The organism is Kribbella sp. NPDC054772, from assembly GCF_053611945.1.
The window spans coordinates 115,855-129,226 of record NZ_JBSHBJ010000013.1 but is presented as its reverse complement, the minus strand read 5'-3'; the positions used below and the strand labels follow the sequence as shown (position 1 = coordinate 129,226).

The window sequence follows — 13,372 nt, the reverse complement described above, 5'->3', positions numbered from 1 at the left end:
TATGTCAATAGTGCCACTGGTGGCAGAATATGATTGGTAGAAGTATTACTGCCATGACCGGATATATTCTTCTCGTAGTCATCGCGCTGGCCGTGATCGCGGCCCTGGAGATCAGCAACAGGCGCCACTCGACCGGTCCGGCCGCCGGACCGCGCGGCACCTGGGCGGACGACGACCGCGATCTGGCCCGGACCAAGCTCGACCTGCTCGCCCTCGGCGGTGCGGCCAAGCCCTTCAACCACAAGCCCGCTTCGACGACCGGGACCGTGCACGCCATCCGCACCGCCCGGCTGTTCACCGACCACGGCCGTCACGCGGCCTGATCGAGTGTTCTGCGCCAACTGGGGGCGGTCGCGTTCGTGACCGCCCGCAGCGCGCCTTCCACCGGGCCGTAGCGGAAGCTGTTCAGCCAGATGTGGCTCAGGATCAGTTGGACGACGAAGATCCCGACCGCGAGGCCCAGCGTCTCCAGTGGAGACACCTGACCCACCAGTCCGAATCCGACGCCGGTGAAGATCAGTACGGTCGCCACCGACTGGCCGATGTAGTTCGACAGCGCCATCCGGCCGGCGGGGGCGAGCAGGCGGCGGATGTCTTCCCCTCGGTCGGTGTGCATGAACCTCAGCAGCGTCGCGCCGTACGCGGCCGCGAGGAACGGCGCTGTCATCACACTCATCAGCACCGACCTGGTGTCGCCGTTGCCGCCGGACGCGTAGACGATGCCGCCGGTGATACCGATCGCGAAGCCGACCAGTTGGATGAGTCGCAGCATCGCGTCGGAGCCGTCGACGTACTGCAGCAGCCGCCGTCGGCCGGCGACCATGCCGACCAGGAACGCGGCCAGCGTCGTCGGTCCCTGGACAGTCAGCAGCGAGAGTCCGTACGTCGGGAGCGCGCGAACGTGCTCGCCGATCACATCGCTGAACGAGCCCGCCAGATTCGCCGTCGTCTCCTGCGCCGCGGCGACGGCCGTCGGCGGGTCCAGGATCGCGGCCGAATCCACGAACAGCGCTGCGATCCCGAGGGTGACGAAGAGGTACGCGTAGATCAGGCCGGCCACGATGAGCGCCGTACGGTCCTTCACCCGGCGCATGCCCAGCAGGACCAGGCCGATGATGGCGTAGACGCTGAGGATGTCGCCGGTGATCAGGAAGACGCCGTGCAGGGCACCGAGCACGAACAGGCCGCCGAGCCGCCGCAGCATCCGCGGCTTGAACGCGGCACCGGCACGCTGCGCCGCCTGCATCTGCAGCTGGAAGCTGTACCCGAACAGGAACGAGAACAGCAGATAGAACTTCATGTCCACGAAGGCCGACGAGACCCAGTGCACCGAGTGGTCGAGCCAGGAGTCGTACGCCGGATCCTGCGCGACGTGGATCGGGAAACCCGAGGCGGCGAAGGTGATGTTGACGATCAAGATGCCCAGCAGGGCGAAACCACGCAGCGCGTCGATGTCCTGAATACGCGTCCGATCCAGTACCTGGCCCATGCGCTCCAGCACATCAGCGCAGCGCTCCGCGCACAGTCGTAAAAACCCCTCCAGATGGGGTGGAGTTTCATCTACCCTCTGGGCTGTGGGTGACTATTTGGATGTCAATCGGGCCAACTGGGACGAGCGGGTACCGGCGCATGTCGCGTCACCGGATTACCACGTCGACGAGTTCCTGAGCGACCCGTCGTACCTCAGTGGGGTGGTGCGGTTCGACCGGCCGCGGCTCGGGGACATCACCGGGTTGCGCGGTGTGCATCTGCAGTGCCACATCGGCACCGACTCCGTGTCGCTGGCGCGGCTCGGGGCGCGGATGAGTGCGCTGGACTTCTCGGCGCCGGCGATCGAGCAGGCCCGGTCGCTCGCGGAACGGCTCGGGTTGTCGATGGACTTCCACGTCGCCGACGCGTACGACGCGGTGGAGGTGCTGGGCGCGGCGTCGTACGACTTCGTCTACACCGGGATCGGGGCGCTGTGCTGGCTGCCGGACATCCAGCGGTGGGCCGACGTGGTCGCCGGGTTGCTGAAGCCGGGCGGGCGGCTGTTCGTCCGCGAGGGGCACCCGATGCTGTGGGCGCTCGACGCGGGTGACGAGGTCGCCGAGGTGCGGTACTCGTACTTCGAGACCGCTGAGCCGCTCGTGTACGACGAAGGTGGCACGTACGTCGACACGGACATCGAGTTCGAGGCGACCACGACGCACGAGTGGAACCACGGGCTCGGCGAGATCATCACGGCCCTCCAGAAGTCAGGCTTTGTGTTCGACTCCCTCACCGAGCACGACAGTGCCCCGTGGAACGCCCTCCCCGGTCTGATGACCGAGGACGCCGAGGGTGAGTGGCGCCTGACCGAGAAGCCCAGTCGCCTGGCCGCCACCTACACCCTGCAGGCGCACAAACCAGCTCAGTGAGCCCGGCGCTGCTGCACCTTCTGCACCGCCTGCTTGATCTTCTGCTGGTTCTCCGGCTTGCTCAGCTCCCGCTGCGCAACCTGCACCAACTTGGCGACCACGGCGCCTTTCACCAACGTCTTGACAAACCCCATCAGGGCCTCCTCAGCTCTTGCCCAAAAACCTACCCGCCCCCACAACCACCCACCATGGGTAATCCACCGGACCGTCCCCTCAGGCCATATCCGAGTACGCCAGGTATCTCCCGCACCCCAAACACCTGAACAGGTACCCGGTCGCCTCTCCGTCGGCGGTCAGCTGACGCACGTACTCCTCACACCTCTCCACTGACCAATACGCCCGGTTCTCGTCAACCAACATCTCCACCGCCTCCGGGTGCCGCTTAAGCACGTCGTACCCAACCCGCCCGAGATACGCCGCCGCGTCGGCGCAGTGGTAGAGCCAGCGCTCCTGCTGCCAGCCGTGGAACCCGGGCGTCCGCGTCGTCACCTCGTCGACGACAGCGCCCGGCACATCCCGCGGTACGCCGTAGTCGTCGGTGAAGTGCGCCTCGAAGCGCGCGGCCGCTGAGCCGTCGGCGATGCACCACGGGCACAGCTCGTCGACGACCCGTTCCTTCGCGAAGACCGGGCCGACGTACAAGTAGCCGCGGGCCTGCCCGCAGGCCCGGCATTGACCCTCGCTCGGGGTGATCTCGCCGGTCGCGAGGGGGTCGGGGTGATAGCGGAAGGTGGGTAGGGCCGGCACGGTGTGACGGTGGGGGATGGGGGCGGATTTGGCAAGAGAGGGGAAAGCGTCGGCGGTGTCGGGCACACTGGGGTGGTGCCTGAGTTGCCTGAGGTGGAGTCGCTGGCTGCGTTCCTGCGGGAGCGGGCGGTGGGGCATGCGTTCGTGCGGGCCGACATCACCGCGATCAGCGCGTTGAAGACGTACGACCCGCCGATCTCGGCGATGGTCGGGTTGTTGATCGACGACGTGGCGCGGCACGGGAAGTTTCTGGACATCTCGGCGCAGGGCGTGCACCTGGTGATCCACCTGGCGCGGGCCGGCTGGCTGCGCTGGAAAGAGGAGCAGAACACCGGCCTGGTGCGCCCGGGGAAGGGCCCGATCGCGCTCCGGACGGTGCTCGACGACGGCTCCGGGTTCGACCTGACCGAGGCCGGCACCCAGAAGAAGCTCGCGGTGTACGTCGTCCGCGACGTCAACGAGGTGCCCGGCATCGCCCGCCTCGGCCCCAACCCGTTCACTCTCTCGCTCGACGACTTCGGCGCAATCCTGCAGAAAGCCGGCCGGGTCCAGCTCAAGGGCGTCCTGCGGAACCAGTCGGTGATCGCCGGGATCGGCAACGCCTACTCCGACGAGATCCTGCACGTCGCCAAGATGAGCCCGTTCAAGCCCGCGTCGAACCTCTCGGACGACGAGCTGAAGATCCTGTACGACGCGATGCGCGAAACCCTCCAGGACGCCGTCGACCGGTCCGCCGGCCTCGCGGTCCAGGACCTGAAGGGGGAGAAGAAGTCGGGCCTGCGGGTGCACGGCAGGAAGGGCCAGAAGTGCCCGATCTGCGGTGACATCGTCCGCGAGGTCAGCTTCGCCGACTCCTCCCTGCAGTACTGCGCGACCTGCCAGACCGGCGGCAAGCCGCTGGCCGACCGCAGGATGTCGAAGCTGCTCAAGTAATCGAAGGATGCCGAGGCTGTTCAAGTAGTAGGTTCCCGCCCATGCGGAAGATCTACGTGGCAGCACACGTCTACATGATTCTCGGGCTGATCAGCGGGCTGTACTACCGCGAGCTCACCAAACTCAACGATTTCACCGGCGACTCCCAGCTCGGCGTCGTCCACACCCACATCCTGGCGTTGGGGATGCTCTTCTTCCTGATCGTGCTCGCGCTGGAGAAGCTGTTCACCCTGACCGCGGGCAAGCTGTTCGACGCGTTCTTCTGGGTCTACAACGCCGGCCTCGCGCTCACGGTCGGGATGATGCTGCTCCGCGGCACGATGACCGTGCTGGGCCACCAGGCCGGGCCCGCGCTGGACGGGATCTCCGGTCTGGGGCACATCACGATCACCCTCGGCCTGATCTTCTTCTTCATCAACCTCGGCAAGTGCCTGCCCGCCAAGGACACGATCGAGCCGAAGGCCGAGGAGCAGGTCGAGACGAGCTAGTACTCCGTCGGGGTGAAGGTTTCGGCAGCTCGACAGGAAGTGTCGGTGGTCGGGGGTCGGCGTGAGGCGTGCGTGAGCGGGGCCGTGGCCGGCAGTGGACGTATACGTACTGTCGAGCTGCCGATGTCGGTTCCTCGAAGCCGCCTAGGTCGTCATCTGGTCGAACATGGTCTTCACGTCGGGCGTGTTCGGTGTCGACAGCAACGTCGGCGTACCGCTCGTGGTCCGGCGTGAGGTCACGGCGAACACGTACCCGAGGTTGGCGTCGATGCGGTCCTTCAGCCAGGGGCCGCCGCTCGCCCCGCCGTTCATCGAGCAGGTCAGCGCCGCGTCCGAACCGCTCCACGCGTACGTGGTGCCGTCGCAGTAGTACGGCACCTCACCGTTGTACGGCGGTTCGGCCGGCCAGCCCCAGATCCGGGTGCCCGCTTGGCTGGTCGAGTTGCCCCAGACGAGCCCGTTGCCGCCGACCGCGTCGATCAGGTTCGCGCCGTCGCGCTGCTGGAGCGTGACGAACGCCTGGTCGTGGCTGAAGTCGCTGCTGTTGATCCAGGAGTTGAACGCGCGCGCCTGGCTCCAGTTCCACAGGCCGTAGCCCGACTGGCCGTTGTAGTACGCCGGCGCGAACACGATGTTCGAGTGCCAGGCGCCGCCTTGCCCGCTGTGGACGCAGTGCCCGGCGGTGATGATCAGGTTCTTGTAGCCGTTGTTGATGGTGGACGCCGAGCACACGTAGTCCAGCCCGTTGTCGGTGAAGAACAGCTTCCCGGCCGTACTCGGGACCGCCTCGTTGGCGGCCTTGTTCCTGAGCGGTGCGACCGGCTTCGACGCGATCCCACTGGAAGTCCCTTGTTTCAAAGGCGTTCCGGCGGTTCCGGACGGCAGGTCGGCCGGGATGGCGGTCCGCAGCTTCTCAGCGGTCCAATACCCTGTCGCGTCCAGCGCACCGGCGCGGGCCTTCGCCGGCAGCGCAGGCGCCCGTACGGCGGTGGTCGCAGCGGGACCGGTAGCGGCGGCGGGGGCGGCTGTGGCTGGAGCGGCTGCTGCTGGAGTGACTACGGCTCCGGTGACCAGCAGGATTCCGGCGGCGAGCAGACGGGTGGCGGCGGTGGTTCTGCGCATGCGTGACTCCTCGATCGGGGCGGGAGATCGATCACTGCCAGTAGAGGTGAAGCGCTCTCAGAATGCAAGCGGTCACAGGTGAACGACGTACGGTGATGACGCCGAGCGGCGTCCCGCCTCCAACCGGACCCGCAGTTCGTGATCGCCGTCCGGACCGGCGACCCGCGTGACCCATCCGACGGACCGCCCGGGCTCGAGATCGTCGAACGTCCAGTACTGCTCGGTCGCGGACCATGCGGTCGGCAACGGGAGTTCGACCTCGCCGCGGACCGGCGTACGGCCGAAGTTGGTCACCACCACGGTGATCTCGTCGCGGCCCGGGTGGATCGACGCCAGCACTGTCCCGACGGGTGCGACGAGCACTCGCCGTACTCCGGTCGGGACGGGCAACGGGACGACCCGGTCGGCCGGCATCGGGAACGGTCCGACCGTGGTCCGGGTGAGTTGCTGACCGGTCACGCCGTACCGGCGGCCGGCCAGGCGGATGTGGTGCCGGCTGTCCGGCTCCACCATGCCGACGAATCGGATGGCGACATCAGCGGCGCGGCGGGCAATGAGATGCGCCGTCGTACCTGCCGGGGTGACGTCCCAGACGCCGTCCGCGTTCGCGGTGACCGTGTCCGGCGGGACGATCCGGAGCTTGCCCTGCAGCGCGACGCGGACGACCGGCGGATCGCCGGAGTCGGGCAGTCGGACGACCAGGTCGGCACCGTCTCGACGCCAGGTCAGCGCCCGGCCGGTGTGGTCTTCGACAACATGCAGCGGCATGGTGACCAGGCCGGGCAGGCGTACTTCGTCATCCGCCGGCCGATGGGCGATCCGGAGCAGCAGGAGCTTGTGACTCCGCAGAATCGCCTCTCCCCAGGGTTGCGGCTCGAATTCCCCCGGGATCCCCTGAATCAGTGCCACCGCAGCCTCCTCCGAGCCACCATCCGAAATCCGCCCGCCCCCGTCAATCGGTTATCCCGTCCGCAGGGCAACCGCCTTCCGAAACCGGCCAAGCGATCGTTGGACGGGTCTGCCATGCTTGGCGGCATGTTCCGGAACCAGGAGATTCCTTCCGTAGTGGTGGCCGAGCTCGACGACGACCTGCTGGCGGAGGCGTTCGTGCTCGACGTCCGCGAGCCGGACGAGTGGGACCGCGGGCACATCGACGGCGCCAACCACATCCCGCTCGGTGAGTTGCAGGAGCGCGTCGGCGAGGTGCCGGTGGACCAGAAGGTGCTCTGCGTCTGCGCGGTCGGCGGCCGCTCCGGGATGGCCACCCAGTTCCTGAACCAGCTCGGCCGGGAGGCGATCAACCTCGACGGCGGCATGCACGCCTGGCAGACCTCGGGTCGTCCGGTCAGCACGAACTGACGGAATGAGAAGAAAACCTTCCACACAGTGATCGCAGGGGTTACTTTGTCACCGGTCGGTTGACCGGCGTACACCTTCGCCTCACACGGCGGTAGCGCGCGCGGCGTCGGATAACCGCGTCCGTCCACCGTTGGGGAGGCTTTTGTGTCGCTCATCCGTCCCTTGACCACAGCGCTCGGCGTTGGTGGTCTGTTGGCCGGCGTCCTCGTCAATCCAGCGCTCGCCCGGCCCGGTACGCCGGGCATTCCGGACGCCGCGATCGCCGAGGACGGCGTACTGACGTCGCGCGTCGACGGACCGGTCGCGCCTGGCGTGAACTACACGTCCTTCGAGCGTCTTGACCCGAAGGGCTGGCAGCGCGGCGACATCCTGGACACCGACCTGGACAAGCACGGTGTGACGGTCGACCTGGTCACCAACGGCGGCAAGGTGTCCGGCGGCCAGCCACTCAGCCAGCAGCTCGCCCGCAAGGGTGCGATCGCCGGTGTGAACGGTGACTTCTTCGACATCAACGACACCACCGCCCCGCTCGGCGTCGGCGTCGAGCAGAGCGGCAAGCTGCTGAACGCCCCGGCGGCCGGCCACAACGACACCGCGGTGATCGGCAAGGACGGCCTCGGCAAGATCGCCCAGCTCTTCCTGCAGGGTACGGCGGCCGACGGCGCCACGAAGCTCGCACTGACCAACCTCAACTCGCCGGCCGTCAACAGTGGCGGCATCGGCCTCTACACCCCGGAGTGGGGCGACGCGGCCCGGACCCGGACCGTCGACGGCCTGCCGACCGTGCGCGAGGTGATCCTTCGCGACGGAGTGGTCGTCAGCTCGGCCACCACTCCGGCCACCACCCCGTTGGCCGCCGGCGAGCAGGCGCTGATCGGACGCGAGGCGGGCGCCGACGCGCTGGCCGCGTTCGCGATCGGCGACAAGGTCGACGTCGAGTACGGCCTGCGCCCGGACGCCGCCGACGTCGCGACCGCAGTCAGCGGCAACTACCAGCTCGCGAAGGACGGCAAGGTCCCGGCCACGGTGCCGGACGCCGACCTCGCGCCGCGGACCGCGATCGGGTTCGACGCCGACGGCAGCCGGATGTTCCTGCTCACCGTCGACGGCCGGGCCACCGGATCCCGCGGCCTGTCGCTGAAGGAGATGGGCGAGCTGATGATCAGCCTCGGCGCCGACGACGCCCTGAACCTGGACGGCGGCGGCTCCTCGACGATGCTCGCCCGGACGCCGGGCCAGGCCGCGCCGAAGGTCGTCAACGACCCGTCGGACGGCGGCGAGCGGCTGATCCCGAACGGTCTCGGCCTGCTGCCGGTCAAGGGTTCCGGCAAGCTCACCGGCTACCGCGTCGAGTCCACCGGTACCGCCGAGGCCGACCAGGACGCCGACCTCTCCCGCAGCTCGCGCGTCCTCACCGGACTCACCCGGGTCCTCAAGGCCACCGGGTACGACGAGACCTACGCCCCCGCCTCGGGTACGCCGCTCTGGTACGCCGGAAGTAACGTCCGCGTCGATCAGAACGGTGTGGTCACCGGCCGCAAGGCAGGCGACGCGATCGTCACCGCCACGCGCGGTGCGGCGAACGGAAGGTTCCCGATGACAGTGCTCGGTACGCCGGCCCGCCTCGCCCCGTCGAGCCGCCAGGTGTCGCTCGCGGACACGGCCGCCAAGGGCTTCTTCGAGATCGACGGGTACGCCGCCGACGGCTTCTCGACCTGGATCGAGCCGCGCGACGTGAAACTCAGCTACGACGCGACGAAGGTCAAGATCGTTGCGAAGGGCAATGGGTTCGAAGCCAGTGCCCTGAGCAACGAAGCGGTGGCGACCGTGGTGACCGCGACCGTCGGCGGGCTGAGCACGCAGCTCAGCGTCACGGCCGGTCTGGCGAGCACGGTGGTCGACGAGCTCGACGATGTCACCAAGTGGGCGGCGAACGCCGTACCGGTCGGTGCGGCGACGGCGTCGCGGTCCGCCGCGGAGGGGCATGACGGTGGTCAGGCGATCGCGCTCGACTACTCGCTGACGGGCAGCACTGCCACGCGGGCGGCGTACCTGTCGCAGACCCCGCAGCAGACGATTCCGGGGCAGCCGCAGAAGCTCGGCGCCTGGGTGTACGGCGACGGCAAGGGCGCGTGGCTGCGCGCGAACGCGTACGACGCGGCCGGTGGTACGGCGCAGACGCTGAACCTCGCCGCGACGATCGACTGGACCGGCTGGAAGTACGTCGAGGCGGACATCCCGGCCGGACTCGCGATGCCGCTGCGGTTCTGGCGGATCTACGTCGTGGAAACCTCGCCGACCCGCCAGTACTCCGGACGGATCGTGATCGACGACCTGACCGTGCGCAGCGCGCCGCCGGTGACGATGGACCCGCCGGCGAAGGTGATCGACCCGATGGTGGTCACCGACGGGACCGTCCAGACCAGCGGCCGCTGGCGGTTCGCGGTGATGTCGGACGCGCAGTTCACCTCCGACGACCCGAACTCGGACTACGTGAAGCAGGCGCGCCGGACGATCCGCGAGGCCCTCGCGCAGAACCCCGACTTCCTGGTGATCAACGGCGACTTCGTCGACCGGGCGTTCGGGCCGGACATCGCGCTGGCCAAGCAGATCATCGACGAGGAAGTGGCCGGCAAGGTGCCGGTGCACTACGTGCCGGGCAACCACGAGACGTACGGGCCGGGCGACCTGTCCGAGTGGAAGAAGGTCTTCGGCGCCGCGAGCAGCACGTTCGATCACAAGGGCACCCGGTTCATCCTGCGCGACTCGTCGCTGGGGTCGCTGCGGGCCGGTGGGTTCGACCAGATCCTCGACCTGCGCAAGCAGCTCGACTCGGCCGCCACGGACAAGTCGATCAAGAACGTCGTGGTGATGGCGCATCACCCGATCGACGACCCGTCGCCGACGCAGAACTCGCAGCTCGGTGACCGCAAGGAAGCCGCGATGATCGTGAAGTGGCTCGCGGATTTCCGGGCCTCGACCGGCAAGGGTGCGGCGTACATGGCGGGGCACGCCGGGACGTTCGCGGCGACCCGCACGGACGGCGTACTGCTGCCGCTGACCGGCAACTCGGGGAAGTCGCCGGCTGCCGCTCCGGACGCGGGTGGCTTCACCGGGTGGGCGCTCGTCGGGATCGATCCGAAGGTGCCCGCGGCGGCCGCGGGCGAGCGGAACTGGTCGGCGCCGGAGCGGTCCTGGTTCCAGGTCGAGCTGCGGCCGCACGTCGATTCGCTCGAGCTGTCCGCCCCGGCGACGCTGCGCCGCGGCCAGTCCGGTCCGGCGGCGGCGACCGTCGTCCAGGAGGGCCGCCGGGTTCCGGTGGCGTTCCCGGTGTCGTCCGACTGGTTCGGTTCGCAGCAGCTGTACGTCGGTCCGGCGAAGACCGCTCCCTTCTGGGCGGTCGCGTCGTACGACCCGGCGACCGGTCAGGTCACCGCGCTGCGTCCTGGCACCGCAGAGCTGGGCGTGACCGTGAACGGGGTCTCGAAGAGCACGACGATCACGGTCAATTGGTAGGTTCAGCCGGGTGACAGACGTAGTGGTGCCGCAGCGGCTGCGGAGTGGTGATCGGGTTGCCGTTGTGGCGCCTTCCGGGCGAGTGGACGTGGCGCGGCTCGCGATCGGGCAGCGGCACCTCGAGTCCTGGGGGCTCGAGGTGGTCGTGCTGCCGGCGGTGCTCGCCGGGCACGACCGGTTCCGGTACCTGGCCGCCGACGACAAGGCACGCGCCGACGATCTGCGGAACGCCTGGCTGGACCCGCAGTTCGCCGCGGTGTTCTGCGCGCGCGGCGGGTACGGCGTCCAGCGGATGCTCGAGTACGTCGACCTCGACGAGCTGGTCGCCGTACCGAAGTGGTTTGTCGGGTTCAGCGACATCACGGCGCTGCACGAGCCGCTGAACGCGCGGGGGCTGGTGACGGTCCACGGCCCGATGGCGGCCGCGGTGGAGCAGTTGGAGAACGCCGAGGGGCGTGAGCGGCTGCGGGCGTTGCTGTTCGAGCCGGAGAGTGTCACCGACCTGCTCGCACCGGTGGGTGCGCGCACCGTGGTCGACGGGGTCGCCGAGGGGCCGTTGCGCGGCGGCAACCTGGCGATGCTCGCGTCCAGCGTCGGTACGCCGACCTACGCGCCGCCGGCGGGTGTCGTCGTCCTCGAGGACGTCAACGAGGAGTCGTACCGAGCCGACCGGTTGCTGACGCAGCTGCTGCGGGCGGGGTGGTTCGAGCAGGCCACCGGTGTGGTGATCGGTGACTTCAGTGATGCCGACGACGGCGTCGACGACCTCATCCGCGAGCGGCTGGAGCCACTCGGTGTACCGATGGTGGAGGGTGCGGCGATCGGACATGACGCGTTGAACCTCGCCGTACCGCTCGGACTGCCGGTACGGCTCGACGCGACCGCCGGCACCCTTACCCCAGGTGGTCACGCAGGAAGGTGAAGGCCTGCGGGTAGGCGTCGAGGCGGTTCGTGAGCTTGGCGAGGCCGTGGCCTTCGTCGGGGTACACGAGCAGCTCGCACGGTACGCCGCGCTTCGTCAGCGCGGCCGTGATCTGCTCCGCCTCGGACAGTGGGACGCGCGGGTCGTTGGCGCCGTGGATGACGAACAACGGCGCCCGGATGTCGTCGACCCGGCTGATCGGGCTCGCCGACGCCAGGAACTCGCGGTCGGTCGCCAGGTAGCCGTACTCACGCTCACGCATCGAACGCCGGTACGCCGAGGTGTTCTCCAGGAACGTCACCAGTGAGGCGATCCCGACGATGTCCACCCCGGCCGCCCACAGCTCGGGCTGGAACGCGACACCGGCCAGCACCATGTAACCGCCGTACGAACCGCCCCACAGCGCGGCCCGCTTCGGGTCGGCACCGATCGTCGGCAGCCAGGCGTTGATCGCGGCCAGGTCCTTGACCGAGTCGAGCCGCAACGCGCGGTCGTCGAGGGAGTACCAGCGCTTCCCGTAGCCGGCCGAGCCGCGGACGTTCGGTACGACGACCGTGTGTCCCTCGCCCGCCAGCGCGGAGATGATCGGGCTCCAGATCCGCAGCGCGGCACCCTCCGGACCACCGTGCACGTGGACCACGGTCGACCCCAGGTCCGCACCGGTCGGCCGGAACACGAACACCGGCACCTGCTCGCCGTCGAACGACGGCACCCGCAGACTCTCCGGATGCCGCAGCTCAGCCGGTACGTCGGGCTGGTCGGCCGGCCGGACCGCGGTCAGCTCACCGCCCGGAACGAAACGGAACACCGTCGGCGGCGTCACCGGCGAGTTGTAGGTGATCGCCGCGAACGAGCCGTCGGCCGACCAGATCGGATCCGGCGTGGCCATCGACAGCGCGGCAGTACCACCAGCGGGCAGGTCGAGCGACGCGATCGCCGACCCGTCCTCCAGCCGATGCAGCGCCAGCGTCACCTCCCCGTCCTCCAGTACGCCGACCAACAGGTGCTCGCCGTTCGGTGAGGGCCACCCGGCCACGTCGCGGGCGTCGTCCACCAGCAGGTCGCTCCAGGTGCCGTTCGCCACGTCGTACCGGCGCAGGGCCATCCGGTCGCGATCGGCGTTGGTGGACACCAGGAACGCGGACGAGTCCGGCAGCCAGGCGACCGACCCCTGGTCGTTGTGTGCGTCTTCCGCGGTGAGCTCAGTGACCGCACGGCTCGAGGTCTCGACCAGCAGGAGCTGCATCGAGTTGGCCGGGGTGCTGGCCTTCGTGAGCACGACCCACTTGTCGTCGGGTGACGGGTCGACGGCCATCACCCAGCCGCCCTCGTCGTACAGGACGTTCTCGCGGCCGGTGGCCAGCTCGTGCGCGACCAGGTCGAAGTCGACACCGTTGCGGCGGTTCGTCGTGTAGAGAACCCGTCCGGCGCGCGCAGCGACCAGATGGTGGATGTACTGCGTGTCGTGCACCAGTGGGGACAGTGCGGGCAGGCCGGAGTCGGTCAGGTCCAGCAAGGAGAGCTGGCCGCGTTCGTCGCCGCCGGTGTCGTGCTCGACGACCACCTGGCTGCTGCCCGGGATGAAGCGGGCGCCGCGGCAGGTGTCACCGAGGTCGGTGAGTGCACGCCACGTCCCGTCGGGTGCGACCTCGTTGACCTGGCGGGTGCCGGTGCCGTCGTACAGCACCAGCAGCCGGCCCTCGTCGTCGACGTCGAGGGCCATGGTGGTGGGCAAGGAGAACAGCGTCGTCAGCAGCACGCTTTCATCCTCACACGGCCGGGGGGGGTTTAGGCGGGGGTTGGCCCCCCCCCCCGATGCGGGGGGGGCGCGGGGGCGCGGGGGCGCGGGGCAGAGGGGGGGGGCGCGCCCCCCCGCCCCCCCCCCC

The 13,372-nt window shown here is 69.0% G+C and carries 13 protein-coding genes; 7 read left to right on the top strand and 6 right to left on the bottom strand.

The genetic code is table 11. The features are described from left to right. Positions 1 to 53 precede the first annotated feature (53 nt). A complete protein-coding gene (locus tag ACWGID_RS21665) occupies positions 54 to 323 on the top strand; it encodes a hypothetical protein (RefSeq protein WP_452199145.1) in 270 nt (89 codons plus the stop codon). Here ACWGID_RS21665 and ACWGID_RS21660 read toward each other — a convergent pair. Continuing rightward, positions 311 to 1,489, bottom strand: a complete 1,179-nt coding sequence (locus ACWGID_RS21660; protein WP_452199143.1) for a DUF418 domain-containing protein — start codon at positions 1,487 to 1,489, stop codon at positions 311 to 313. The genes ACWGID_RS21665 and ACWGID_RS21660 overlap by 13 nt on opposite strands. An 85-nt stretch (positions 1,490 to 1,574) precedes the next feature. Here ACWGID_RS21660 and ACWGID_RS21655 point away from each other — a divergent pair, with 85 nt between their 5' ends. After that, positions 1,575 to 2,399, top strand: a complete 825-nt coding sequence (locus tag ACWGID_RS21655; protein ID WP_452199141.1) for a class I SAM-dependent methyltransferase — start codon at positions 1,575 to 1,577, stop codon at positions 2,397 to 2,399. On the opposite strand, the gene ACWGID_RS21650 is transcribed toward ACWGID_RS21655, so the two are convergent. Together ACWGID_RS21650 and ACWGID_RS21645 are read right to left on the bottom strand one after the other, a co-directional pair. After that, complete coding sequence (locus ACWGID_RS21650) at positions 2,393 to 2,533, bottom strand: hypothetical protein (RefSeq protein ID WP_387768016.1); 141 nt, start codon at positions 2,531 to 2,533, stop codon at positions 2,393 to 2,395. The genes ACWGID_RS21655 and ACWGID_RS21650 overlap by 7 nt on opposite strands. Before the next feature lie 79 nt (positions 2,534 to 2,612). Next, positions 2,613 to 3,146 (bottom strand): CbrC family protein, encoded by a 534-nt coding sequence (locus tag ACWGID_RS21645; protein ID WP_452199139.1) that lies wholly within the window; start codon positions 3,144 to 3,146, stop codon positions 2,613 to 2,615. A gap of 75 nt (positions 3,147 to 3,221) precedes the next feature. Between ACWGID_RS21645 and ACWGID_RS21640 the strand changes: the two genes are divergently transcribed. Together ACWGID_RS21640 and ACWGID_RS21635 are read left to right on the top strand one after the other, a co-directional pair. Then, entirely contained in the window at positions 3,222 to 4,079 is an 858-nt protein-coding gene (locus tag ACWGID_RS21640) for a DNA-formamidopyrimidine glycosylase family protein (protein ID WP_452199137.1), read from the top strand. Between the two features lie 41 nt (positions 4,080 to 4,120). Next, the gene (locus ACWGID_RS21635) at positions 4,121 to 4,567 is read left to right on the top strand and encodes a DUF2871 domain-containing protein (protein WP_452199135.1); all 447 of its coding nucleotides are present in this window, start codon (positions 4,121 to 4,123) and stop codon (positions 4,565 to 4,567) included. A 144-nt stretch (positions 4,568 to 4,711) separates the two neighbouring features. Here the strand turns inward: ACWGID_RS21635 and ACWGID_RS21630 are convergent, their stop codons facing one another. Both ACWGID_RS21630 and ACWGID_RS21625 read right to left on the bottom strand, forming a co-directional pair. Further along, the gene (locus ACWGID_RS21630) at positions 4,712 to 5,689 is read right to left on the bottom strand and encodes a trypsin-like serine peptidase (protein ID WP_452199133.1); all 978 of its coding nucleotides are present in this window, start codon (positions 5,687 to 5,689) and stop codon (positions 4,712 to 4,714) included. 72 nt (positions 5,690 to 5,761) lie between these two features. Beyond that, positions 5,762 to 6,598, bottom strand: coding sequence for a hypothetical protein (locus tag ACWGID_RS21625; RefSeq protein ID WP_452199131.1), 837 nt, complete (start codon positions 6,596 to 6,598; stop codon positions 5,762 to 5,764). Between the two features lie 126 nt (positions 6,599 to 6,724). Here ACWGID_RS21625 and ACWGID_RS21620 point away from each other — a divergent pair, with 126 nt between their 5' ends. The 3 genes from ACWGID_RS21620 to ACWGID_RS21610 all read left to right on the top strand — a co-directional run bounded on the left by ACWGID_RS21620 (position 6,725) and on the right by ACWGID_RS21610 (position 11,486). Then, complete coding sequence (locus ACWGID_RS21620) at positions 6,725 to 7,048, top strand: rhodanese-like domain-containing protein (RefSeq protein ID WP_452199129.1); 324 nt, start codon at positions 6,725 to 6,727, stop codon at positions 7,046 to 7,048. Positions 7,049 to 7,192: 144 nt separating this feature from the next. Beyond that, positions 7,193 to 10,564 carry a phosphodiester glycosidase family protein gene (locus tag ACWGID_RS21615; RefSeq protein ID WP_452199127.1) on the top strand — a complete coding sequence of 1,124 codons (3,372 nt, stop codon included), beginning with the start codon at positions 7,193 to 7,195 and terminating at the stop codon, positions 10,562 to 10,564. Positions 10,565 to 10,574: 10 nt separating this feature from the next. After that, complete coding sequence (locus tag ACWGID_RS21610; protein WP_452199125.1) at positions 10,575 to 11,486, top strand: S66 peptidase family protein; 912 nt, start codon at positions 10,575 to 10,577, stop codon at positions 11,484 to 11,486. On the opposite strand, the gene ACWGID_RS21605 is transcribed toward ACWGID_RS21610, so the two are convergent. Next, complete coding sequence (locus ACWGID_RS21605) at positions 11,458 to 13,245, bottom strand: alpha/beta fold hydrolase (protein ID WP_452199123.1); 1,788 nt, start codon at positions 13,243 to 13,245, stop codon at positions 11,458 to 11,460. The two genes, ACWGID_RS21610 and ACWGID_RS21605, sit on opposite strands and share 29 nt — an antisense overlap. Between the last annotated feature and the right edge of the window lie 127 nt (positions 13,246 to 13,372).